General features: G+C 58.3%; 20 protein-coding genes. 9 read left to right on the forward strand and 11 right to left on the reverse strand.

Annotated features, from left to right (window positions below; translation table 11 throughout):
• The first annotated feature begins 427 nt into the window (after positions 1–427).
• Entirely contained in the window at positions 428–1,774 is a 1,347-nt protein-coding gene (algB, locus tag DJ564_RS01290; RefSeq protein ID WP_109627060.1) for a sigma-54-dependent response regulator transcription factor AlgB, read from the forward strand.
• A 7-nt stretch (positions 1,775–1,781) separates the two neighbouring features.
• A complete protein-coding gene (locus DJ564_RS01295) occupies positions 1,782–3,569 on the forward strand; it encodes an ATP-binding protein (protein ID WP_109627062.1) in 1,788 nt (595 codons plus the stop codon).
• Between the two features lie 15 nt (positions 3,570–3,584).
• Here DJ564_RS01295 and DJ564_RS01300 read toward each other — a convergent pair whose 3' ends face one another.
• From DJ564_RS01300 to DJ564_RS01330, 7 genes are all read right to left on the reverse strand, one after another.
• On the reverse strand, positions 3,585–5,198 hold the full coding sequence (locus DJ564_RS01300; RefSeq protein WP_109627064.1) for an EAL domain-containing protein: 1,614 nt from the start codon (positions 5,196–5,198) through the stop codon (positions 3,585–3,587).
• A 75-nt stretch (positions 5,199–5,273) separates the two neighbouring features.
• Positions 5,274–6,053, reverse strand: a complete 780-nt coding sequence (locus DJ564_RS01305; RefSeq protein ID WP_109627066.1) for an N-acetylmuramoyl-L-alanine amidase — start codon at positions 6,051–6,053, stop codon at positions 5,274–5,276.
• A 103-nt stretch (positions 6,054–6,156) separates the two neighbouring features.
• A complete protein-coding gene (locus DJ564_RS01310; protein ID WP_109627067.1) occupies positions 6,157–8,175 on the reverse strand; it encodes a GGDEF domain-containing protein in 2,019 nt (672 codons plus the stop codon).
• On the reverse strand, positions 8,176–9,051 hold the full coding sequence (locus DJ564_RS01315) for an endonuclease/exonuclease/phosphatase family protein (RefSeq protein ID WP_109627069.1): 876 nt from the start codon (positions 9,049–9,051) through the stop codon (positions 8,176–8,178).
• A 14-nt stretch (positions 9,052–9,065) separates the two neighbouring features.
• On the reverse strand, positions 9,066–9,707 hold the full coding sequence (locus DJ564_RS01320; RefSeq protein WP_109627071.1) for a thiol:disulfide interchange protein DsbA/DsbL: 642 nt from the start codon (positions 9,705–9,707) through the stop codon (positions 9,066–9,068).
• 200 nt (positions 9,708–9,907) lie between these two features.
• Positions 9,908–10,519, reverse strand: a complete 612-nt coding sequence (locus tag DJ564_RS01325; protein ID WP_109627072.1) for a cytochrome c4 — start codon at positions 10,517–10,519, stop codon at positions 9,908–9,910.
• A 46-nt stretch (positions 10,520–10,565) separates the two neighbouring features.
• Entirely contained in the window at positions 10,566–10,856 is a 291-nt protein-coding gene (locus DJ564_RS01330; protein ID WP_034149449.1) for a cytochrome c5 family protein, read from the reverse strand.
• 191 nt (positions 10,857–11,047) lie between these two features.
• Here DJ564_RS01330 and yihA point away from each other — a divergent pair, with 191 nt between their 5' ends.
• The gene (yihA, locus tag DJ564_RS01335; protein WP_109627074.1) at positions 11,048–11,692 is read left to right on the forward strand and encodes a ribosome biogenesis GTP-binding protein YihA/YsxC; all 645 of its coding nucleotides are present in this window, start codon (positions 11,048–11,050) and stop codon (positions 11,690–11,692) included.
• A 284-nt stretch (positions 11,693–11,976) separates the two neighbouring features.
• Here yihA and polA read toward each other — a convergent pair whose 3' ends face one another.
• Complete coding sequence (gene polA / locus DJ564_RS01340; RefSeq protein ID WP_109627076.1) at positions 11,977–14,748, reverse strand: DNA polymerase I; 2,772 nt, start codon at positions 14,746–14,748, stop codon at positions 11,977–11,979.
• A 74-nt stretch (positions 14,749–14,822) separates the two neighbouring features.
• Here polA and DJ564_RS01345 point away from each other — a divergent pair, with 74 nt between their 5' ends.
• Both DJ564_RS01345 and DJ564_RS01350 read left to right on the forward strand, forming a co-directional pair.
• Positions 14,823–15,113: a DUF2782 domain-containing protein gene (locus tag DJ564_RS01345; RefSeq protein ID WP_109627077.1), complete on the forward strand. Its 291-nt coding sequence runs from the start codon at positions 14,823–14,825 to the stop codon at positions 15,111–15,113.
• A gap of 58 nt (positions 15,114–15,171) precedes the next feature.
• Positions 15,172–16,122, forward strand: a complete 951-nt coding sequence (locus DJ564_RS01350) for a homoserine kinase (RefSeq protein ID WP_109627079.1) — start codon at positions 15,172–15,174, stop codon at positions 16,120–16,122.
• Between the two features lie 127 nt (positions 16,123–16,249).
• Here the strand turns inward: DJ564_RS01350 and DJ564_RS01355 are convergent, their stop codons facing one another.
• Entirely contained in the window at positions 16,250–17,170 is a 921-nt protein-coding gene (locus tag DJ564_RS01355; protein WP_109627080.1) for a zinc ABC transporter substrate-binding protein ZnuA, read from the reverse strand.
• A 66-nt stretch (positions 17,171–17,236) separates the two neighbouring features.
• Between DJ564_RS01355 and zur the strand changes: the two genes are divergently transcribed.
• Genes zur through DJ564_RS01375 form a run of 4 tightly spaced genes read left to right on the forward strand, consistent with a single transcriptional unit; the run spans position 17,237 to position 20,039 of the window.
• Positions 17,237–17,719 carry a zinc uptake transcriptional repressor Zur gene (gene zur / locus DJ564_RS01360; protein ID WP_109627082.1) on the forward strand — a complete coding sequence of 161 codons (483 nt, stop codon included), beginning with the start codon at positions 17,237–17,239 and terminating at the stop codon, positions 17,717–17,719.
• Positions 17,719–18,504 (forward strand): zinc ABC transporter ATP-binding protein ZnuC, encoded by a 786-nt coding sequence (gene znuC / locus DJ564_RS01365; protein ID WP_109627084.1) that lies wholly within the window; start codon positions 17,719–17,721, stop codon positions 18,502–18,504. Before zur ends, znuC begins: the two co-directional genes overlap by 1 nt.
• Positions 18,497–19,285: a zinc ABC transporter permease subunit ZnuB gene (znuB, locus tag DJ564_RS01370; RefSeq protein WP_017341765.1), complete on the forward strand. Its 789-nt coding sequence runs from the start codon at positions 18,497–18,499 to the stop codon at positions 19,283–19,285. Before znuC ends, znuB begins: the two co-directional genes overlap by 8 nt.
• 37 nt (positions 19,286–19,322) lie before the next feature.
• Positions 19,323–20,039, forward strand: coding sequence for a PA5502 family lipoprotein (locus tag DJ564_RS01375; RefSeq protein WP_109627085.1), 717 nt, complete (start codon positions 19,323–19,325; stop codon positions 20,037–20,039).
• A 120-nt stretch (positions 20,040–20,159) separates the two neighbouring features.
• On the opposite strand, the gene katE is transcribed toward DJ564_RS01375, so the two are convergent.
• Entirely contained in the window at positions 20,160–22,298 is a 2,139-nt protein-coding gene (gene katE, locus DJ564_RS01380; protein ID WP_109627087.1) for a catalase HPII, read from the reverse strand.
• Between the two features lie 200 nt (positions 22,299–22,498).
• Positions 22,499–24,376 carry an RICIN domain-containing protein gene (locus DJ564_RS01385; RefSeq protein ID WP_162556158.1) on the reverse strand — a complete coding sequence of 626 codons (1,878 nt, stop codon included), beginning with the start codon at positions 24,374–24,376 and terminating at the stop codon, positions 22,499–22,501.
• Positions 24,377–24,623 lie beyond the last annotated feature (247 nt).

A 24,623-nucleotide genomic window follows, 5' to 3' on the forward strand; every position in this document is an offset into this window, starting at 1 on the left:
CTCTGGTGGTGATCTTGTCAGTGGGCGCCGATTCAAAATGGCCCTGATTACCTAGGCTATTGCAGGCTGCATGCCAGCTTTTTTGAAGAAAAAAACTGTTTAAAATCAACAAGTTAATTTGTTTGTGAAAATCACGTCGGACGCATACTGCACGATGGCCCATGCAAGGTCGTGCGTATTGCACGATCAATTCCCCGGAACTTTGATTATTTTTGAATTGAGAGGAGGGCGCAGATGTCAGAAAAGGACGTGGGTAATCGCCTCAAAAGCGGTTTTTTGCTAAAAAACTAGCAAAATCAGTCCATTAGATAATGGACGTGTAGAGAGCTACCCTGCGATGGCTGGAATGGATCAGAATCAACCATGCAACTTGCCCGATTTTTCCGGGACTAAATCAAGATCATTATTTTTAAAGGAGCGCGGGAACATGGAATCAGCCACTGAGCATCAAGGCCGCATTCTGCTGGTGGATGATGAATCCGCCATTCTGCGAACCTTCCGTTATTGCCTCGAAGACGAAGGCTATAGCGTGGCCACCGCCAACAGCGCGGCACAGGCCGATGCTTTGCTGCAACGTCAGGTGTTCGATCTGTGTTTCCTTGATCTGCGCCTGGGTGAGGACAATGGCCTGGATGTGCTGGCCCAGATGCGCATTCAGGCCCCCTGGATGCGGGTGGTGATCGTCACCGCTCACTCGGCCGTGGACACCGCCGTGGATGCGATCCAGGCCGGTGCCGCCGACTACCTCGTCAAGCCTTGCAGCCCCGACCAGTTGCGTCTCGCCACTGCCAAGCAGCTGGAAGTGCGCCAACTTTCCGCTCGGCTGGAAGCCCTTGAAGGTGAAGTGCGCAAACCCAAGGACGGACTGGATTCCCACAGCCCGGCCATGAAAGTGGTACTTGAAACCGCACGCCAGGTCGCCACTACCGACGCCAACATTCTGATTCTCGGCGAGTCCGGTACCGGTAAAGGCGAACTGTCCCAAGCCATTCACGGCTGGAGCAAGCGTCAGAAGAAATCCTGCGTCACCATCAACTGCCCGTCGCTGACGGCGGAATTAATGGAAAGTGAACTTTTCGGCCACAGCCGTGGCGCGTTCACCGGCGCCAGCGAAAGCACCTTGGGGCGCGTCAATCAGGCCGACGGCGGTACGTTGTTTCTCGACGAGATCGGCGATTTTCCCTTGACGTTGCAACCCAAGTTACTGCGTTTCATCCAGGACAAGGAATACGAGCGGGTGGGTGACCCGGTGACCCGCCGCGCCGACGTGCGAATCCTCGCGGCGACCAACCTGAACCTCGAAGACATGGTGCGCGACGGCCGTTTCCGTGAGGACCTGCTCTATCGCCTGAACGTCATCACGTTGCACTTGCCGCCACTGCGCGAGCGCCGGGAAGATATTCTGAACCTGGCCGATCGTTTCCTGGCTCGCTTCGTCAAGGAGTATGCGCGTCCGGCACGGGGCTTTAGCGATGAGGCCCGGGAAGCGTTGTTGGGTTACCGCTGGCCCGGCAACATCCGCGAACTGCGTAACGTGGTGGAGCGGGCGAGCATTATCTGCCCACAGGAACGGGTCGAGATCAGCCACTTGGGCATGGCCGAGACCCCGACCAACAACGCGCCGCGTATTGGAGCGGCGTTGAGCCTGGATGAATTGGAGAAAGCCCACATCGGTGCCGTCCTCGCCACCGCTGATACGCTGGATCAGGCGGCCAAGACCCTCGGCATCGATGCCTCGACCCTGTACCGTAAACGCAAGCAGTACAACCTGTGAGCCGACAATGAAACTGGCGATGAAGCTGCGTACTCGGCTGTTTCTGAGTATTTCGGCGCTGATCACCGTAGCGCTGCTCGGGCTCTTGCTCGGGCTCGTCAGCGTGATGCAGATGGCCGGCACTCAGGAAGTGTTGGTTCGCAACAACTTTGTCTCGCTGGACCTGGGGCTGAAATTGCGACAGACCCTGGGCGATCAGCTCATGATCATGATCGACGAAAAGCCCGATCCTGCTGCGTTCCAGGCCTCCAGGCAACACTACCTCGAATTGCTTGAAGAAGGCATCACACTTCAACACTCCAGCAACGGCGGTTATGGCTTCACACAGGCCAAGGCTGATTACCTCGACTTTCTTCAGGTCTACGATCAGACCCAAGCGGCTACGCCTGCATTGAGCGGCAACGCTGCGCTGGTGGAAAAATTCAATATCTTGCGCAGCGGTCTGGTCTCCGAGCAAAAGCGTGCACTGGATAACATCAACAACACCGAGCGCCTGGCCCGGGAACGCGCTTTGCTGATTGCCGGCCTGCTCGGGTTGGTGGGGTTGGCGGTGTTGATCATCGGTTTCATGACCGCCCATGCGATCGCCCGCCGGTTTGGCGCTCCGATTGAAGCGTTGGTCCAGGCCGCTGACGACATCGGCCAAGGTAATTTTGAAGTGACCCTGCCGGTTTCCTCTGCCGAGGAAATGAACCAACTGACCAAGCGCTTCGGCATCATGGCCGAGGCGCTGCGTGAGCATCAGGCGATGAACATCGACGAGCTGCTCGCCGGCCAGCAACGTTTGCAGGCTGTACTCGACAGCATCGATGACGGGTTGCTGATGATCGACCGCGAAGGCTATCTGGAGCACCTCAATCCCGTAGCCCAGCGTCAGTTGGGGTGGGACACCGATCGACTCGGCCAGGGGCTGGGCTCAGCGCTTGAGCGTCCCGAACTGGATGAGCAGCTGCAACTGGTGCTGCGTGGCGGGACGCTGGAGCGGGCACCGGAAGACCTGAGCATTGAGGTAGACGGTGAATCGAGGTTGCTGACTTACAGCCTGACGCCGGTCAGCCATACGCAGGGCCACATTCTCGGCGCTGTGATGGTGCTGCATGACGTCACCGAACAGCGTGCATTCGAACGGGTGCGCAGCGAGTTCGTCTTGCGCGCCTCCCATGAGCTGCGCACCCCGGTGACGGGAATGCACATGGCCTTCGGCCTGTTCCGTGAGCGGGCGAAATTTCCTGCGGACTCCCGCGAAGCCGATTTGCTGGACACCGTGAATGAAGAAATGCAGCGCTTGATGCAACTTATCAACGACCTGCTGAATTTCTCTCGCTACCAGAACGGTTTGCAGAAGCTCACGCTGGCGCCGTGTTCCATTGAAGCGTTGCTGGAGCAGGCTCAGGAACGCTTTGCCGGAACTGCGGCGCTGAAAGGCATCGAGTTGGCGGTGGAAGTGCAAGGGCCTTTACCCAGGTTGCAGGCCGACCAGGCGCAATTGGATCGGGTGCTCGATAATCTGATCGACAACGCTTTGCGCCATACCGCCCAGGATGGACTGATACGTTTGCAGGCGCGGCGCCATGGGGAGCGGGTGATTATCAGCGTGGAAGACAACGGTGAAGGCATTGCGTACGGTCAGCAGGGGCGGATCTTCGAGCCTTTCGTCCAGGTCGGCCGCAAGAAGGGCGGTGCCGGGCTTGGTTTGGCGTTGTGCAAGGAAATCGTGCAGTTGCATGGCGGGCGGATGGGTGTTTATTCGCGGCCGGGGCAGGGTACGCAGTTCTACATGGCGCTGGCGGTTTAAACCGCTGCAGTCTTTTCAGGCTTCATCATCCAGGCGTCGATTGTTCCGCCGGCGACCACGGGTAATCAGTTCGATGAATTGCACGGCGCTCAGGGCATGGGCGAACAGCCAGCCCTGACCGTACTTCACCCCTTCGCTGCTCAGAAAGGCCGCTTGCGCTTCATGTTCGATGCCCTCGGCAATCACCCTGAGTTGCAGGGCCTGGGCCATGTGAATGATGTGCGGTGCCACGCCGCTGCTGGCGGCATCATGGCCCAAGGCATCTATGAACGCCTTGTCGATTTTCAGGCAGTCCACCGGCAGGGTTTGCAGGTAGGCGAGGCTGCAATAGCCCGTGCCGAAATCATCGATCAGCACCTGATGTCCGACATCGCGCAAGGCTTGCAGGTTTTCCCTGGCCACCACCACATCGATCAAGCCTCGCTCAGTCACCTCAAAGGCAATCTGCTTCGCCGCGACCCGGTGCAAGGTCAGCAGGCGCGCCATCACCTGGCCGATACGCGGCACCATGACATCGCAAGCTGCAAGGTTGACGGAGATGTACAACTGCGGATTGGCGCGTAGCAGTTGCCCAAGTTGTTCGAGGAGTCGCTGCAATACGAAGTCGGTCATCTGGCGGATCTGGCCGGTGTTTTCGGCCATCGGGATAAACAGGTCGGGGCTGGTCAGGGTGCCGTCCGGTCTTCGCCAGCGCAGCAAGGCTTCGGCCCCGACACAGTTGCGGCTGTCGAGATCGAAGATCGGCTGATACAACACCTGCAATTCGCCGCGTCGAATGGCGCCGTTCAGTTCCGCGTCCAGTGACTGACGCTGGCGCACCAGCAGAAACACCATGAAACCGACCAGGATACCCAGCGCCAGACTGGCCGGCAGCAGCCACCACCACACGGCTGGCACATGCATGTTCGTGCGTGGGGTGATCAGCACTAATTGGTATTCGGGATTGTTGGTGGGCATGCGGTAAATCAAGCGGGTTTGTGTCACTTGCAGCGCATCGCGGTTTGTCAGGGGCCAGGATTCGGCGGGGGGCCAGACCTGTGCGGCACCGAGGACAGGAATCGCACGGGTGCCATGGGAGAGCACCACCAGCAGGCTACTTCCCGGGGACAGATCGACCATGTCGGTCAAATGGCCACGAGAGGTGGCGACCCGAAAGTTGCCGCGTCCAAGCATCAACGCCGCGCGGTTTTCATCGGGTTCAGTGGTGGTGTTCAGCCAGTAGCTGTAGGTGGGCCCCTTGATGTCCGGCGGTCGACTCAGCGACAGCCCCACTTGGCGAGGGCGATTCGAGCAGATCCGCGAGGCATCCATGTAGGCGGCTTCGTAAACGAAGCGATAGTTGAAGCTGACCTGCTGCAAGGTTGCGATCATTTCATCATCGCAGCCACGCAGGGGTTGGGCTTCCAGATCGTCGAGGCTTTCACGTAGCTGCCCGAACAGCTGCTCCAGCCGGGCGAGGAAACGCTCGCCCTGGGCATTCATTTCCTGGCTTTCCCGCTGCTCTACCTGATGCATCGCTAAAAACAGGCTGGCGGCCATCAACAACGTTGCGCTCAACGCAGCAGCCAGCATCGCCAAAAACCAGGGGCGATAGAACCAGCTACGAAGCGTCTCTCGAGCTACAGTCATTGTGGATATCCGAAGAATTACCAATGAGTTATAGCTGCTGATTGAGAAAAAGCCCTTACCGTCGGGCGGGCGTCATTATTTTGTCTGATTCAATACTTGCAGGAGCGCCGCCGTCTGAGCGTCGGGAGTGCCATCAAATCGGGCGGGGCGGAAATGCATTTGAAAGGCCGCCAGTACATGGCGCGTGGCGACATCAAGCTCACCCGTTTGTGGCGTGGCATAACCCAGTCGGGCCAGCTGTCCCTGATACCAACTGATGCTCGGCAGTTCTGCTGCGAACTGGGCTTGTTGGCGTGCGACGGCCTGCTCGTTTGGCCAGACGCCTATGCCTTCGGCGGCCAGGCGCTTCCAGGGAAACAGCGGGCCGGGATCGAGCTTGCGCAGCGGCGCGATGTCGCTATGGCCGATGATGGAACGCGGGTGGATGTTGTAACGCTTGCTGATGTCCTTGAGCAGGAAGATCAACGACTGAACCTGGTCTTCACTGTACGGGTACCAGAGGCGGCCCGTCGGTGTGTCTTTGAAGCCGGGATTGACGATCTCGATGCCGATAGAGCTGGAGTTCAGCCAGGTCCGGCCTTGCCATTCGCTTTCGCCTGCGTGCCACGACCGAAGGTTTTCATCCATCAGCTTAAAGATGGTGGCGCCTTTGTCGTCGCCGATCAGGTAGTGACTGCTGACCTCGCCGTGGGTGAGCAGTTGCAGCGAGCGCTCGAGCGAAGCAGAGGTGTAATGCACCACCACAAACTGAATACGGCTGTCGTGATTGACGGAAGGGTGGCTGGTGTCGATCCGCGGGCCGCTGGCACAACCGGCCAACAGGAGCAGCGACACAATGAGAGCAAGACATTTCATGGCAGGAGGCAATACACGCAAGTCAGTAATGCAACAGTGTAACGTACTGACTTGCGCGCAGAGGGCAAAAGCGCTGTTTTAAATAAAATGGAACAATTGGCTGTCAACCAGCTTCGGCTCGGTTGCGGCCGGCATTTTTTGCCCGGTATAGCGCCTGATCGGCTCTTTTAAGCACCAAGTCGCTGTGTTCGCCGGATTTGAAGGCGCTAAAACCCATGGAAATGGTGATGGTCACCCGCTCGCCCTTGAAGTGGAAGGGGCAGGCTTCAATCGATGCGCGCAAGGTTTCCAGCAGTTTTGCGCCATTTGCCGGTGACGTGTCGGGCATCAGCAAGACAAATTCTTCGCCCCCGAACCGCGCAATGAAATCCGTCCCGCGCAGGCGTTTTCGCAACACGCTGGCAATAATCTTCAGCACCTTGTCACCCGCCAGGTGGCCGTAGTTATCGTTGATGCGTTTGAAATGGTCGAGGTCGAGCATTGCCAGCAACAAGGAGTTGCCGTGTTGCTGCCAGTGGCGGACTTCGTGCTCCAGCCGTTCACTCCAGGCTGCTCGATTCGGCAGACCGGTCAATGGATCGATCAGGGCTTTCTGCCGTTGTTCTTCAAGGTGTTCACGGTAGCCCAGCGCTTCCTGTTCCATGTGAGCCACACGCTCGGCCAGGCTTTGCAGGCGAGCCGCGACTTCCTGCTCACGTTCGTCGCGCTGCTTCTGGTGTTGATCCATGGTGCCGAGCAGGCCTTCGAGATGGTTCTCCAGGACGTGCTTAAGGTCGTCCAGGTCCGCAGCTTCCTGCATGCTGCTCTGCAGGCCATCGACTTGCTCGCGAATCTGCGTATCCATGTCGCGCGCCGCAGAGCGGTTGTCGGCATGGCCGTCACTGGCCGCTTGCAAGTTGCTCTGGAACGATTCGAGACGTTCGTTGAGTTGCTGGAGGTAAGCTTCGAACTCGTGCTGACCGCTGTCGGTGATCGCCAGCATCAACGTCGCCAGATCGTCGAGGATCGGAATCAATTCGTACCAGTTCAAGCCGTTTTGCAGGCGATCACGCATCGCTTCGGCTTGCGGTCGATGGCGTTCGGGCAGCGTCAGGTCGTCGAGCAGGCCCAGGAGTGTGTCTTCGATGTGCTTGGCGACGGAGCTATAGGAAGGCTCGGGTGAATCGGGCAGGCCGTAGAGAACGTCCTCTGGCTCAAGGTGCTCCGCTTCAACGGCCACCGGGATCAGTTCATCCGGATTGATTGCCTGTTGCACCGGCTCGGCTGGCGTAATGTCCGCAAGTGCTGGTTCTGCCGGTTGTACGATGTCTGGCTGTGTCTGAGGCTCAACTGTTTGCGCAGATGGAGTCTCTGGCTGAAGCACAGGCGGGACAAACGCCACCACTACAGGAGCGGATTCCGTGGCGTGTATTTCCAGTGATTCGGGGGTTGTAGTGACGGGTTCTGCGTCGATTGATTTTGACTGTACGACTGGCGGGAGCTCGACCTTAGGTGCGAGATCAACCGCTACAGGCGGGGCCTCGGCCATCGGTTCGACAGTTTGCCGGGGCGCTGCTTGTACCGCAGGGGCGGCGATCTGCGGCGCGGCCTCATCTGCTTCCCGGTTACCGAACAGTCGCTGCAGAAAACCGGGGCGATCAGGTTCTGCCGGGGTATCCAGTTGACGCAAGGCTTCGCCTTGCAGGCCGCTCAGCTCGCTGAGCAGCAACGGAATTTCGCGGGCCTGACTGACTCGGCTGTCCAGTTGTTTGGCGAAGTTCTTCAACGGACGACTGACTTCGCGAGGCAGGGGCAGTGTTTGCAATTGAGTCACCAGCGCATTCAGTGCGGCGCTGGTTTGATTGACCCGGGTTTCCCGGCGCTGCTCGGAATCAAGTACGGCTTTTTCCAGGCGCGGCAGCAGGGCGGCCAGACCGGCGTCCATGTCATCGGTGCGCACGACTTCGCGCATTTCCTTCATGCACAGGTCAACGGCGCGATCGGTGCCTTCTGCAGCCAGGGTGCTGCGCACCAGCCCACGGCGCAGCAAGTCGAGCCGGGCATCCCATCGGCGTTCGAGCTTTTCCTGTTGTTCGATGCTTTTGAGGTATTTCTCTTTCCAGCGCTGTGTTTCGTCGCTCATTCAAGGGATCCGCGAAGGGGCAGGACTCAACGCGGGGAATGCATCGGCCGTGAGCGAACCCGGCAGACGAATCTCTACCGCGACGGGCAGGTGATCTGAAATCGGTTGTGCCAGCACCTCGACCTTTTCAAGGGTCAGCGTGGGACTGAGCAGAATATGGTCCAGGCAGCGCTGCGGGCGCCAGCTGGGGAAGGTCGCTTCCAGTTGCGGCGCGAGCAGGCCGAGGTCACGCAACGGGGAGTTTTGCAGCAAATCACTGGCATGGGTATTCATGTCGCCCATCAGCACCTGGTGTTTGTAACCGCCGATCAGCTCGCGGATGTAAGCCAGTTGCATGCTGCGGGCTCGAGCGCCCAGCGCCAGATGCATCATCACGACCACCAGCGCCTCCGGTCCTTCGCCGAAGCGCACCAGAATCGCCCCACGACCCTTGGGCCCTGGCAGCGGATGGTCTTCAATCGCCCACGGGCGCAGGCGGCTGAGCACGCCATTGCTGTGCTGGCCGAGGCGACCGAGGTTGCGATTGAGTTGTTGATACCAGTAGGGGAAGGCGCCGAGTTGCGCCAGGTGTTCCACCTGATTGACGTAGCCTGATCGCAGGCTGCCGCCATCGGCTTCCTGCAAGGCGACCAGATCGAAGTCGCCCAGCAGATTGCCGATCTTTTGCAGATTGTCGGCACGCCCGGTGTGCGGCAGCACATGCTGCCAGCCTCGGGTCAGGTAGTGCCGATAGCGCTCGGTACTGATGCCGACCTGGATGTTGAAGCTGAGCAGACGCAGACGGCTGTCTGCGGGCAAGCCCGTCGATTCCAGATGATGCTCGTTGACCCGCGGATCATGCAGGCCAACGACGCGTTCAGTACCCCAGCGGCGCATGGCAGTCGCCGCGCTTAGTTGGCGGCAGCCTTGTTAGCCGCTCGCTCTTTGTCGACCAGCTTATCGGCCAGTTGCAGTGCTTGTTCGGCACCGCCGGCGGAACCCACGTCAAAGCGATACTTGCCGTTGACGATCATGGTTGGAACGCCGGTGATTTCATATTTCTTGGCCAGCTCGCGAGCCTTGTTGATCTGGCCTTTGATGGCGAAGGAATCGAAGGTCGCCAGGAACTTGTCCTTGTCTACGCCTTGAGTCGCCAGGAAGTCAGCCATTTCATTCTTGTCGACCAGCTTCTTGTGTTCTTTCTGGATTGCGTTGAACACTGCAGCGTGAACCTTGTTCTCGACGCCCATGGCTTCAAGGGTCAGGAACATCTGGCCGTGTGCATCCCATGGGCCGCCGAACATGGCAGGGATGCGGACGAAGTTCACGTCGGAAGGCAGCTTCTCGACCCAAGGGTTGATCACCGGCTCAAACGCGTAGCAATGCGGGCAGCCGTACCAGAACAGCTCCACGACTTCGATCTTGCCAGGCACGGCGACCGGAACCTGATTGCTCAGTTCGACATAAGGGGCGGCGGGTGCTTCGGCGGCTTGGGCAGTCATGCCGAACAGGCTGGCAGCGACGAGTGCGGCGCTGATGATCAGATTACGCATGCTTTACTCCTGGACAATTTTGGTCGCCTCGCGCGACCTGTTTTCAGACAGGTCCTGGCGGGCTTGAGTTCTGTAGTGTAACGGCAGCGGCCACAAAAAAGGGCGGCCTGAGCCACCCTTTTTATACTTGCTGCGACGGATTAATAGAGCGTTAACGTTGCAGGAGATGTACGTCCCGCGCGACGCCCCATTTGCCGGTCTTAGTGCAGGCCTTGTATGTAGCTGGAGACCGCGGCGATATCTTCGTCGCTCAGCTTTTTGGCAATGCTCTGCATCGGTTTGGTGTCGCCGTCGTTGGCACGACCGCCTTCTTCCTTGCGGAAGTCGGTCAGCTGCTTGGCAACATACTGAGCATGCTGACCACCCAGGTGCGGGAAGCCGGCAGCCGCATTGCCCTTGCCGTCCGGAGAGTGGCAACCGGTGCAGGCTGGCAGGCCCTTGGCCAGGTCGCCGCCACGGAACAATGCTTCACCGCGAGCCACGACTTTCGGGTCGGCGGCGCCAACGCTGCCTTTCTGGCTGGCGAAGTAGGCAGAGATATCAGCCAGGTCCTGATCGCTCAGGTTGGTCAGCAGGCCGGTCATTTCCAGAACTGTGCGTTTGCCGGACTTGATGTCGTGCAGCTGCTTGTTCAGATAACGCTCGCCCTGGCCTGCCAGTTTCGGAAAGTTAGGCGCCATGCTGTTGCCATCCGGGCCATGACAGGCGCCACATACTGCGGCTTTCGCCTGACCAGCAGTTGCATCACCTGCAGCATGGGCTATGCCGGAGATCCCCACGGTCAACAGCAGACTCACGATCAATTTGTTCATCAGCTAATCCAACTACGGCTAAGGGTTAAAGAGTTATGGACCGGGATCACTCGCTCATCCAGTGGATGATGGCTTGGTAATCCTCGGCACTGCAGTCCATGCACAAACCACGCGGCGGCATCGCCTTGAAACCCTGGGTCACGTGTTGCACCAGCGTCTCCATACCTTTCGCCAACCTCGGCGTCCAAGCTTCCTGATCGCCCTTTCTGGGCGCCATGGGTAGTTGGCCGGAATGACAGGCACCACAAACACGGTTGTACACAGCTTCCGGATCCTGTGTAGCCTGAGCGCTGTAAAGCGGCATCAAGACACCGGCAGCTAGCAGCCATTTCGTCATAAAACGACCTTTTCAGGGTTGAGAGCGTTCTGCGTTCTAATGCGCAATCAAGGTCAATCGCTCTCGTGAACTTCATCCTACGCTGGGACAAAGCGCACACAAAATCTGCGGCATTATATACTGGCGTCACTGAAACGGAAACGACACCGCTTGCCGCGTCCATTCCCGGCGCCGCCCACATCGGAAATCCCATGCAACTCAAGAACCCCATCCTCGGCCTGTGCCAACAGTCCACCTTCATGCTCAGCGCTGCCAAAGTCGACCAATGCCCCGACGACGAAGGCTTTGAAGTGGCTTTCGCCGGGCGTTCCAACGCCGGTAAATCCAGTGCGCTGAACACTTTGACGCACGCTAGCCTGGCGCGCACCTCGAAAACTCCGGGTCGCACGCAGCTCTTGAACTTCTTCAAGCTAGACGATGATCGTCGTCTGGTCGACCTTCCGGGTTACGGTTACGCGAAAGTACCTATCCCGTTGAAGCTGCACTGGCAGCGTCACCTGGAAGCTTATCTGGGTGGTCGCGAGAGTCTGAAAGGTCTGATTTTGATGATGGACATCCGTCATCCAATGACCGATTTCGACCTGTTGATGCTTGATTGGGCTGTCGCCAGCGGCATGCCGATGCACATTTTGCTGACCAAAGCCGACAAGCTGACCTACGGCGCGGCGAAAAACGTCCTGCTGAAGGTTCAGACTGACATCCGCAAAGGATGGGGCGATGCGATCAGCATCCAGTTGTTCTCGGCGCCAAAACGCATGGGCCTGGAAGACGCCTACACTGTACTGGCAGGCTGGATGGAACTGGCGGACAAGGGCTCCGAGGTTGCCCAGCAATAAATCGCAGGCAAAAAAAACCCCGGACTTCTTATGGGGAGGGGGAAGTTCCGGGGTTCAAGTTCCGGACCGCTAGGGCGGGGTCCAGATATCTGCCAACACTTAACACAACATAGGAGCATCGAAGGGCTTCACCAGCCATTCAGTAACTCTGAGTGGCAGTTCACAGGTTTAGTTCCGGAGTTTCAGAAACCATTCGAAATAAGTTTGATTTCTTTCCGAGATAAGGGCCCTTCAGCCTTCTGCTGCGGCGTTATGCCGCAGCAGAAATCGCCTTTTCAGACGGCTCAGTGAGCCTCATCCCAGTTATTGCCTACGCCAACCTCGACCAGAAGCGGTACATCCAGCTTCACGGCGTTGCTCATGTGCGCACGAATTTCATCGCGAACTTGGTCGACCAGATCTTCACGTACCTCAAGCACCAATTCATCGTGCACCTGCAGGATGACTTTGGCGTCGAGGCCCGAGGAAGTCAGCCAGTTATCCACCGCCACCATGGCTTTCTTGATGATGTCCGCGGCCGTGCCTTGCATCGGCGCGTTGATTGCCGTGCGTTCGGCACCTTTACGCAGGGCCGGGTTTTTCGCGTTGATTTCCGGCAGGTACAGGCGACGTCCGAAAATCGTCTCGACAAAACCTTGCTCGGCCGCCTGGGTGCGGGTGCGTTCCATGTATTCCAGAACACCCGGGTAGCGGGCGAAATAACGATCGATGTAAGCCTGGGATTGCTTGCGATCAACGCCGATCTGCTTGGCCAGCCCAAACGCGCTCATGCCGTAGATCAAACCGAAGTTGATCGCCTTGGCGCTGCGACGCTGGTCGGTGGTGACGTCGGCCAGTTCTACGCCGAACACTTCGGCGGCGGTGGCTTTGTGCACGTCCAGGTCATTGCGGAATGCGTGCAGCAACCCTTCATCCTTGGCCAGGTGCGCCATGATCCGCAGTTCGATTTGCGAATAGTCCGCGGCCAGCAGTTTGTAGCCTTTAGGTGCGACGAACGCCTGACGAATCCGACGCCCTTCGGCAGTGCGGATCGGAATGTTCTGCAAGTTCGGATCGCTGGAGGACAAACGCCCGGTTGCCGCGACAGCTTGATGATAAGACGTGTGAATCCGCCCGGTACGCGGGTTGATCTGCTCCGGCAGGCGATCGGTGTAAGTGCTTTTCAGCTTGCTCATCGAGCGGTACTGCATCAGCACTTTGGGCAGCGGGTAATCCTGCTCGGCGAGTTCCGCGAGGACGGCTTCGGCGGTGGACGCCTGGCCTTTGGCGGTTTTGCTGAGGATCGGCAGGCCGAGTTTTTCGTACAGAATCACGCCCAATTGCTTCGGCGAACCGAGGTTGAATTCCTCGCCGGCGATGGCGAATGCCTCCCGCTCCAGCGCGACCATTTTGTCGCCCAGCTCGACGCTTTGAATGCCCAGCAGGTTGGCATCGACCAACGCGCCCTGGCGTTCGATACGGGCGAGTACCGGCACCAGCGGCATTTCGATTTCGCTCAGGACTTTGCTCAGGCTCGGGATGGCATTGAGCTTTTCTTGCAAGGTTTGGTGCAGGCGCAGCGTTACGTCGGCGTCTTCGGCGGCGTAAGGCCCGGCCAGTTCCAGGGATATCTGGTCAAAGGTCAGCTGCTTGGCGCCCTTGCCGGCGATGTCCTGGAAGCTGGTGGTGGTGTGATTCAGGTACTTGAGCGCCAGGCTGTCCATGTCGTGGCGGGTCGCGGTGGAGTCCAGCACGTAGGATTCGAGCATGGTGTCGAACGCGATGCCTTGCACGGTGATGCCGCAGCTTTGGTCGCCACCGATGGCGCAGTTGGCCAGGATGTTCATGTCGAACTTGGCGTGCTGGCCGACCTTGAGTTTGTTCGGGTCCTCCAGAATCGGTTTCAGTGCGCGCAGCACGGTGTCGCGATCGAGCTGATCCGGCACGCCCATGTAGGAATGGGTCAGCGGGATGTAGGCCGCTTCGTTGGCTTGTACAGCAAACGACAGACCGACCAATTGCGCCTGCTGCGCGTCGATACCGGTCGTCTCGGTATCGAAGGCAATCAGCGTGGCGTCGTTGAGCTTCTTCAGCCACAGGTCGAAATCGGCCTGGGTGAGGATCGTGGTGTACTTGAGTTCGGTCTCGACAGCGGCTTCTTCAGCCACCGGCGCTGTGACTTCCTGGCCCGAACGCTTGGCATCGCGCTGGTTCTCGTCGAACCAGCTCTTGAATTCCAGCAGGGTGTAGAGCTCGGCGAGTTTGTCGTGATCCGGCCGGCCCATTTGCAGGTCGTCGAGCCCGATGTCCAGCGGCACGTCGATCTTGATGGTCGCCAACTGATAGGAGAGGAACGCCATCTCCTTGTGCTCTTCGAGCTTGGCCGGCAGGGTCTTGGCGCCACGAATCGGCAAGGTCGGGACGATGTCGAGCTGTGCATACAGCTCGGTCAGGCCACCGTTCACGCCGACCAGCAGACCGGAAGCGGTCTTCGGACCAATACCCGGAACGCCCGGAATGTTGTCGGAAGAATCGCCCATCAGTGCCAGGTAATCGATGATCTGCTCGGGAGCGACGCCGAATTTCTCCTTCACGCCGTCCACGTCCAGCGCGCTACCGGTCATGGTATTGACCAAGGTAATGTGGCCGTCGACCAGTTGCGCCATGTCTTTGTCGCCGGTGGAGATCACCACCGGGCGGTCAGCCGCGGCGCTGCTGCGGGCCAAAGTGCCGATCACGTCATCGGCCTCGACGCCTTCGACGCACAGCAGCGGGAAGCCGAGGGCGATCACGCTCTGGTGCAGGGGTTCGATCTGCACGCGCATGTCATCCGGCATGCTCGGACGGTTGGCCTTGTATTCGGCGTACATGTCATCGCGAAAAGTCCCACCCTTGGCGTCGAACACCACGGCGAACGGACTGTCCGGGTACTGCTTGCGCAGACTCTTGAGCATGTTCAGCACGCCTTTGACCGCTCCGGTCGGCAGACCCTTGGAAGTGGTCAGCGGCGGCAGGGCGTGAAAGGCGCGGTACAGGTAAGAAGAACCGTCCACCAGGACGAGGGGGGCTTGGCTCATGAGCAGGATCAACCTTTTCGGCGGGTCCGGCGCTAGAATAGCGGGACCGTTGACGACAAAGGGACAAGGTTATCATGCGCACACTAAATCGCCTGTTGCTGGCTGGCTTGTTTGCAACCGTTCCACTGTCCGTCATGGCGGCGGATGATGCGCCGACACCGGAGCCGGAAGTCACGATTCGCACGGAAGGCGATAAAACCATCCAGGAATACCGCCAAAACGGTTTCCTGTATGCGATCAAGGTCACACCGAAAGGCGCACCGCCTTATTTTCTGGTGCGCGCGGACGGGACCGATGCAAACTTCATCCGCTCGGATCAGCCGGATATGCTGATTCCGTCGTGGAAGATCTTTGAGTGGAAGTAGTTTCTTAATTTCAATCGGCGCTGGCTCAAGCAGCGGCGCCCGTACTGGCAGTTCAAACATGTCTGTGTTCACCCCGCTGGCTCGGCCCGAGCTGGAAACCTTTCTCGCCCCATACGGGCTCGGCCGCCTGCTTGATTTCCAGGGGATTGCCGCCGGAAGTGAAAACACCAATTTCTTCATCAGCCTGGAGCAGGGCGAATTTGTCCTGACCCTGGTTGAGCGCGGTCCGGTTCAAGAGATGCCGTTCTTCATCGAACTGCTCGACGTGCTGCATGACGCCGACCTGCCAGTGCCGTACGCGCTGCGCACCACCGACGGCGTTGCCTTACGTGAGCTGGCCGGCAAACCGGCGCTGTTGCAACCACGCCTGGCCGGCAAGCACATCAAGCAAGCCAACGCGCAGCATTGCGCCCAAGTCGGCGAGTTGCTGGGCCATCTGCACCTGGCCACCCAGGCCAACATGATCAAGCGCAAAACCGATCGTGGTCTGGACTGGATGCTGGAGGAGGGCACTCAGTTGCTGTCGCACCTGAATGCCGAGCAAAGCGATCTGCTGCAACGGGCACTGGACGAAATCACGCAGCAGAAGACAAAAATTCTGGCGTTGCCACGGGCCAACATCCACGCGGATCTGTTCCGCGACAACGCGATGTTCGAAGGCACGCACCTGACCGGGTTGATCGATTTCTACAACGCGTGCTCGGGGCCGATGCTCTACGACGTGGCGATTGCGTTGAATGACTGGTGTTCGGATGACGACGGACTGATCGACGGGCCGCGAGCACGAGCATTGCTTGGGGCTTATGCGGCGTTGCGGCCGTTCACGGCAGCCGAAGCCGAGTTGTGGCCGACCATGCTGCGCGTGGCGTGTGTGCGATTCTGGTTGTCACGGTTGATCGCCGCGGAGTCGTTCGCCGGGCAGGACGTGTTGATTCACGATCCGATGGAATTCCAGCAGCGGTTGGCGCAGCGGCAGAAGGTCAGTACGCCGCTACCGTTCGCCCTTTAAATTGTGGTGAGGGGGCTTGCCCCCGTCGGGCTGCGCAGCAGCCCCCAATTGATAGGTCAGATAGATCGCATGGGAGCGCTTCGCACTCCAACGGGGGCAAGCCCCCTCGCCACAAGTGTTGTGTCGGTTACAACGACTCCAGACACCCCGCCAAATCATTTCCCAATTTCTCCAGCACCTGCTCATACCCCTGGGCAGTCGCCGGTGTGTACCCGCCCAACGCATCCAGTTCCGCCAATTTCACCGGCAAACCCGCCACCAGCGTTTCCGCCAGGCGCGGACGCAACGGCGGCTCACTGAACACACACGTCTTGCCGACTTCCTGCAAGCGCGTGCGCATCGCCGCGACATGCTGAGCGCCGGGCTGGACTTCGGCGGCGACGCTGAATACGCCGGCGTGTTTCAGGCCGTAAGCATCTTCGAAGTAGTCGAAAGCCTCGTGGAACACGAAGTAAGGTTTGCCCGCGATGCCGGCCAATCGCGCTTTCAAGCGCAGATCCAATGCATCCAGGCGCTCATCAAAGGCTTTGAGATTGCTCTGATAACGCGCCGCATTGGCTGGATCGGCGGCACTCAGATCAGAAGCCATTTTGCTGGCAATTACACGGGCGTTCACCGGCGTTAACCACAAATGCGCGTCAAGACTGCCCGGGCGATGATCGTGATCATGTTCATCGGCTTCTTCCGCGTGGGAATGGCTGTCTTCGGCAAACCGGCGCAGTTTCAGCCCCGGCAGATCCTGAATCGCGACGCTCGGCAGCGTACGACCGTTCAGCACACGAGGCAGGAAACCTTCCATGTCCGGACCGATCCAGTAAACCAGGTCCACCGATTGCACCTTCCGTACGTCGGAAGGGCGCAAGGCATAGTTATGCGGTGAAGCACCCGGTGGCAGCAGCACTTCCGGAATCGCCACGCCGTCCTGCACCGCAGCGGCTATCAGCTGAAGCGGCTTGATGCTGGTAAGGACTTTGACGTTGGCGTGAGCTGAGCCAATGAACAGAAAACTTGCGGCAAATGCGACAAAGATAGAAAAAAGTCGGGACACGATGACCACTCGAAGAGGCGAGAACGGGTAACATAATAACGTCTCTCACAAAACTCGTCGCCGCTCATGCCTAAAACACCGATTGCCAGCCGTCCCCACGACCACTCTCATTGCGTGCACAGCGCTCTGTCGGAGGCCGATGCCTTGTGCGCACGTCAAGGCCTGCGCCTGACCGCCTTGCGTCGGCGGGTGCTGGAACTGGTGTGGCAAAGCCACAAGCCGCTGGGTGCCTACGACATTCTCGCGGTACTCAGCGAGCAGGACGGCCGCCGCGCCGCGCCGCCAACCGTGTACCGCGCACTGGATTTCCTGCTGGAAAACGGCCTCGTCCACCGCATCTCCTCGCTGAACGCCTTCGTCGGCTGTAATCACCCGGAGCATGCCCACCAGGGCCAGTTCCTGATTTGCCGCGAATGCCACGCCGCCATCGAACTCGAACAGAAGTCCATCAGCGACGCGATCATCAGCAGCGCCAAGGACGTCGGTTTCGTCGTCGAAAGCCAGACGGTTGAAGTGGTCGGCATCTGTTCGGGTTGCCAGGGGGCTTGATGAGCAATGCGCTGATCCGCCTCGAGCAGGTTGCCGTCACCTTTGCCGGGCAAAACGTGCTGGATAACATCGAACTGAGTGTCGAGCCGGGGCAGATCGTCACCCTGATCGGCCCGAACGGCGCGGGCAAAACCACGCTGGTGCGCGCCGTGCTCGGTCTGTTGAAGCCGGACAGCGGCAGCGTCTGGCGCAAGCCGAAACTGCGGGTCGGTTACATGCCGCAGAAACTTCACGTCGATCCGACGCTGCCGCTTTCAGTGCTGCGCTTCTTGCGCCTGGTGCCGGGTGTGGACCGCCCCAGGGCCTTGGCGGCACTCAAGGAAGTCGGCGCCGAACAGGTGATCGACAGCCCGGTGCAAAGTGTTTCTGGTGGCGAAATGCAGCGCGTGCTGCTGGCTCGGGCCTTGTTGCGCGAGCCGGAACTGCTGGTGCTCGACGAGCCGGTGCAAGGCGTCGATGTGGCCGGCCAGGCCGAGCTCTACAGTCTGATCACGCGACTGCGCGACCGTCACGGCTGCGGCGTATTGATGGTTTCCCACGATTTGCATCTGGTCATGAGCACCACCGACCAGGTGGTTTGCCTGAATCGTCATGTCTGCTGCTCCGGGCACCCGGAACAGGTCAGCGGCGATCCGGCTTTCGTCGAGCTGTTCGGAAAGAACGCACAAAGCCTGGCGATTTATCACCACCACCACGACCACGCCCATGACCTGCATGGTTCGGTGGTCAGCGCGGCCCCGACGGCCCAACCCCATGTCCATGGAGATAGCTGCAAGCATGGCTGATTTTCTGCTCTACGCCCTGCTTGCAGGTCTGGCTTTGGCATTGGTCGCAGGACCGCTGGGTTCATTTGTGGTCTGGCGGCGCATGGCTTATTTCGGCGACACCTTGTCCCACGCGGCCTTGCTTGGCGTCGCGTTGGGCTTTCTGCTGGATGTCAGCCCGACCGTGGCCGTCACCGTCGGTTGTTTGCTGTTGGCGGTGCTGCTGGTGACGTTGCAGCAGCGTCAGCCGCTGGCGTCCGACACGCTTTTGGGAATTCTCGCACCGAGCACGCTCTCTCTGGGCTTGGTCGTACTAAGCTTCATGCACGAAGTACGGATCGACCTGATGGCGTATCTGTTCGGCGACTTGCTGGCGATCAGCCCGACCGACCTGGCCTGGATCCTCGGCGGCAGCGCTGCCGTTCTGGCCTTGCTGGTGACGTTGTGGCGGCCATTGCTGGCGATCACGGTGCATGAAGAACTGGCCAGGGTGGAAGGTTTGCCCGTGCCGGCACTGCGCCTGACCCTGATGTTGCTGATCGCTGTGGTGATCGCTGTGGCGATGAAAATCGTCGGTGTGTTGCTGATTACTTCGCTGTTGATCATTCCGGCGGCTGCGGCACAACGTCACGCCCGCTCGCCGGAGCAGATGGCGCTGGGCGCGAGCCTGCTGGGCATGCTCGCGGTCTGTGGCGGGCTGGCGCTTTCATGGTTCAAGGACACCCCGGCGGGACCCTCGATTGTTGTGACGGCCGCCGCACTGTTTCTGCTGAGTTTTGTCCTGCCCCGTCGAGGGGTGTAGACTTGCTCGTTTTTTGCGCAAATAGAGAGTCGCAGGAATGAAGCTGTCAGCCTCCCGTTATCTGCTCCTTGTCGCATTTTCGCTGCTACTGGGCGCTTGCCAAAGCACGCCATCGGCCACCACTGAGGCGACCGATGCACGGGCCACGGCCATCGCGCAGCTGGAACAAAACCTGGCCAGCAGCGAGCTGGCCACCGCCGAGGATCAATTGGCAACCTTGCAGGCCCAGTCGCCCGACGATCCATCCCTTGTGCAATATCAGCGGCAATTGGCCGAAGCCTATCTGCGCCGCAGCCAGATCGTGCTGCAAAAGGGCGATGTGAATGCGGCCGCCACGGCGCTGGCCCGGGCTCGGGCGTTGATGCCAAAGGCCCCGGCGCTGACGGGTGGGCTCAACAACGCTATCGTCGATGCCCGCAAAGCCGAGCTGGACAGGGCCGAAGCGGCGCTCTTGGCTGCCGAGGCCAAACCGCAGGCGAAAGTGATCGATCCAACCGCCGAAAGCACCACGGTTGCGTTGAACCTCACCGATATGACCAAGCTTCGCCGACAACTGGATGCGATCGCCGCTGATGTGGTGAATTATCAATGTGACGTGAGCATTCAGGCGCCACGCACGCAGGATTACCCTTGGTTGGCCACATTGCTGACCAAGCGGGTGAAGAAGCTGGATTCGGATTTTGATCTGAATCTGCAGAAGCAGATCCTGCGCAACGTTCCGGCTCAGATGGTCTTGAGTCCGCGTAAACCTTAAAAAGCATCGCGGGCAAGCCCGCTCCCACAGGATTTGGGATTGATCACAGATGTGTGATCACCCCTATCCTTGTGGGAGCGGGCTTGCCCGCGATAGCGTCCTTGCTATCGATACAAAAGCTTAAGCCGGAATCGCCTTGGCCTTAGGCTCCCGATCCCAAACCCGATGCTGCCCGATCACCGCAAAGAACGGTTTGATCAACTTGGCATCTGCTCCGATGATCAACCCCGCATCCACCTCAAGCTTCAACACATCCAGCAACTGCTTCGCCTCGCCATGCAGCGCAATCGCCTTCAAGTGCTTATATGCCTCCAACAGGTAATGCAGCGCCACGCCATCGCCGCTCAACGCCTTGATCGACGCCGCGCCACCGGGCACAAACACCGCATCGAATGCCACCGAAGGCAAGCCTTCCATCGAAGCGTCCACCGGCAGAGTTTTGCCATCGGCGGTGGTCACAGGCGCGGAAGTCGGGCCGAGCAACTTGGCGTGCGCGCCCTCGGCCTTCAGCGCCTTCTTCATTGCATCAATCGCAGCACCATCGACTCCGTTGGCCGCCAGAATCGCCACTTTCCGGGTTTTGATATCCGCCGGAAGCAGGTTGGCCTGGCTCAATGCCGGCGAGCGGTCCAGGGAAGTTTTACGCACGTCGACGGTGCCAGCCTTCGGCGCTGGCAAGCCGAGGTTCTGCGCCACACGTTTGGCCAGTTCCAGGTCGATATTGGCCAGGATCTCATTCACTTGACGCGCACGGATGAACTCACGCTCAACCTTGCCCAGCTCAAAGCTGTAGGCTGAGATGATGTGTTCCTGCTCGTGCTTGCTCATGCTGTGGAAAAACAGCCGTGCCTGGGAGAAATGATCGCTGAACGACTCGCTACGCTGGCGAATTTTGTTGGCGTCGATACGCTCAGGGTAGCTCTCGAATCCACCGTCCTGCGCAGCGGGCGGCGTTTCTTTCGGCCAGCCGCCATCGATGGAATTCGGTTCGTAGGACGCGCGCCCCTTGTCGATTGTGGTGCGATGCAACGCATCCCGTTGGCCGTTATGGAACGGTGCTACGGGACGGTTGATCGGGATCTCGTGAAAGTTCGGCCCGCCCAGTCGGCTGATCTGCGTATCGGTGTAGGAAAACAGTCGACCCTGCAGCAAAGGATCGTTGGAGAAGTCGATGCCCGGCACGATATGGCCCGGGCAGAACGCTACCTGCTCGGTTTCGGCGAAGAAGTTGTCGGGGTTGCGGTTGAGGGTCATTTTGCCCAACGGGGTGATCGGTACCAGCTCTTCCGGGATCAGTTTGGTCGGGTCGAGGATATCGAAGTCGAAATTATGTTCGTTTTCTTCCTCGATGACCTGTACGCCCAACTCCCATTCCGGGTAGTCGCCCATCTCGATCGACTCCCAAAGATCGCGACGGTGAAAGTCGGTATCTTTGCCAGCGAGCTTCTGCGCTTCATCCCACACCAGCGAGCACGTGCCGGCAGTAGGGCGCCAATGGAATTTGACGAAGCGCGACTTACCTTCGGCGTTGATCAAGCGAAAGGTGTGCACGCCGAAACCTTGCATGCTGCGCAGGCTTTTCGGGATCGCCCGGTCGGACATGGCCCAGATCACCATGTGCGCGGATTCCGGCACCAACGAAACGAAGTCCCAAAAGGTGTCGTGAGCCGAGCCGCCGGTAGGGATTTCGTTATGTGGCTCCGGTTTTACCGCATGCACAAAGTCAGGGAACTTGATCGCGTCTTGAATGAAAAACACCGGCATGTTGTTGCCCACCAGGTCGAAGTTGCCTTCGTCGGTGAAGAACTTCACAGCGAAACCGCGTACGTCCCGCACGGTATCGCCCGACCCACGCGGGCCCTGTACCGTGGAAAATCGCACGAACACCGGGGTTTTCTTGCCCGGATCCTGTAGGAAACCGGCCTTGGTCAGTACCGAATGATTCTCGTAGGCTTGGAAGAATCCATGGGCGCCGGTACCGCGGGCGTGAACGATGCGCTCCGGGATTCGCTCATGGTCAAAGTGCGTGATTTTTTCACGCATGATGAAGTCTTCCAGCAGCGACGGCCCGCGAGCGCCCACCTTCAAGGTGTTCTGGTTGTCCGAAACCTTCACGCCCTGATTGGTGCGCAGGGCTTGCTCGGTGGCGTCGGAGCGGAATTTTTCCAGGCTTTCCAGCTTGGTATTGGTGTTGCCGCGGTCCAGGGTGTTGGTCCCGGCCAGGGCGCTTTTAGGTGCGGCAGGCTTCTTGGTACTCATCAGTCTTAAACTCCTCGTTGCGATTTCGTCCTAGCCGGACTTGTGAGCAATGTTCCAGGCACGGGACCTGGCGGTTCGAGTTGCTTAATTAGTGACTGGCGAGGATTTCAGCCGTTCCTTTTTTCTGATCCCGGAATGCCAACCGGCGTACGACCAGGCACATTTTGGCGTGGCCGATTGACATTTCACATGGTCAGGATCTAGATGCCATCTCGCAATATCTCAATTCGCCACCGTTGACGGGTATCAACACCTTGATACCTGTCCACCCACTCCGGACTGATCTGAGGCGAAGGTCCTAAATGGTTGGGCATGACGTCTTGGAAGGAAGGCGCCAATGGGTAGCTGGCCCAAGGGATGTTCAGTGGGTTGAACACGTTTTTTGGAGTGTTTTGAAAGTGCATCGAGCTGTCTGGAATGATTTTCAATTGACTGTTTTCGGCATACAGGCGCCATTCGCGGTTGTACAGTGAATGAAGCCGATCCGCTTGCCATTCCCATTGTTGCCTGTTATCGAGCGCGCAACTATTGGTTATCAGTGCTCCATCAGTTTCGCGAACACTCAGGCATTGCTGTGTGGCTCTATTAACATAGCGGCTTTCGGAATCCAGGCCCCAAAGTTGCTGCGCATCCGAGGCGACACACGACTCCAGGGTAGTACTGGAGTTGGCACTTCCAGAGATACATTTTCCGGTACTGTCCGCCGAACGAATCAGCACGGTCATCTCACGCGTCAAGAATGGGTTGCTCATATCCAGCTCGTACTTTTCCTCGGAGTTATAGATATCGGTATTCTGCTGTGACTTGACTTCGGTTCTTTCCCACCACCACTCAGTTCGATCCAGATCGTAGCCTCCCCCGACACTCACGGTTGCGAGACCTGTATAAGTCCCTGGCAATTCCCATAATGTATAAGACTCAAGCGATGCGGAACGCATCATGGGCGTCATTTTGTCTTCGGATAAAATGGGTGTAGTGCTGGTCAGTTGCTTTATCAATGCGCCCCTTAGCTTTGTGTCTATCGGAGCGGTCCATGTCACGCTGGAGCCATTTTGTGCCGCCAACAATGAATAGTCTTTGAAGTTGTAACTCATCATTTTAGTGTGTGCGTAATTTAGGCCGAAATTCACGTTGAACGGCGATTTTGCCGCATACGCGATATTGTCAGCTTTCGTTCCACCAAACTCGCCACCCAAGGTCCCGCCGATAGAAAGCCCAGTGGTTTTCGTTTCGGTGAAGCTGAATTCGGTCCTTGAATCACTGGAAGGGGCGGACGCTACCAGCACGGGAGCTATTTGCTGAGCTGTCAGTTGATGGGTAAATCGATAGGCGTGAGGCAAATAGGCTCCCCAGAGATTCTGACCGCTACCACCTGGATCGAACCCGCCAATGGTTATCCCGTTTTTTGCAGAGCGCATCGTCGTCGGGGCAGTTTTTATGGAAACAAACTTTTTATCCTGGCTTCGCTGAGCGCTCCGGATAATGTCGATATTCACAACGGATGTCATTTCGCGAGAGGGACTTTGGACATTAATATTGTAAGTCAGCTTTGGCATGCCTATAAACTGATCTTCCGGTGGGTCGCTCTTGAGGTTCAATTCCTTCACCCGCAACCATGCCACCTCCATAATATTCTCATCGTCGTAGCCTTCTAATCGGTAGACGTCGATATTTGAATTATTCAGGCGATGAAACAATGCATAGTCAAACGATCCGGAAATCCCGAAGACAGTGCTAACTTTTTTAGCTAGCTCGGGAGTATGGTTCTTCATTTTCAACAGCACCGGTATGCCTGCCCGGAAAACCGCTGTTGCTTTTTCGAGGATTTTTTCATCCTCGATCGAATCAATATCCAGGTATGCCATGTTGGATTTGGAGTCGTCAACGGATAGGTTTAACTCATCCTGGCTTAGCGTTGTGATTGATTTTTGAATGCGCTGCGCGTCGTCGATATTTTTGCCTGAGAGCGGAGGCCCAAATACCATTAGCGTCTCCGTAGTTGTTGGCGGCGCCGCGATGGCTGCACTTATTAAATTAAGCGCAACCACTCCAGCCAAAAGTGCTTTATGTTTCTTCAAGTTATAAATCCTTTTATGGTTCCAATACAGGGTAATCAATTAGATCGCTGTTCAGTTGTTGAATTGAAGAGGTTTTAAAATAACAGGCGTAAAGGTTTATACAACTGAAAGTGCTACCGAAAAATGCAACAGAGCATGTGGTTGAAGTAATAAAACAATTAACTATAAGTTATGTTAAAGCATGGTCTTTCCATCACTGCGGCGGTTTGGCGCAGACCTCAGGCGTTCCCCTCCTTGGAGAAAAAGG

It is taken from the genome of Pseudomonas sp. 31-12 (assembly GCF_003151075.1).
Classification (GTDB): Bacteria; Pseudomonadota; Gammaproteobacteria; order Pseudomonadales; family Pseudomonadaceae; genus Aquipseudomonas.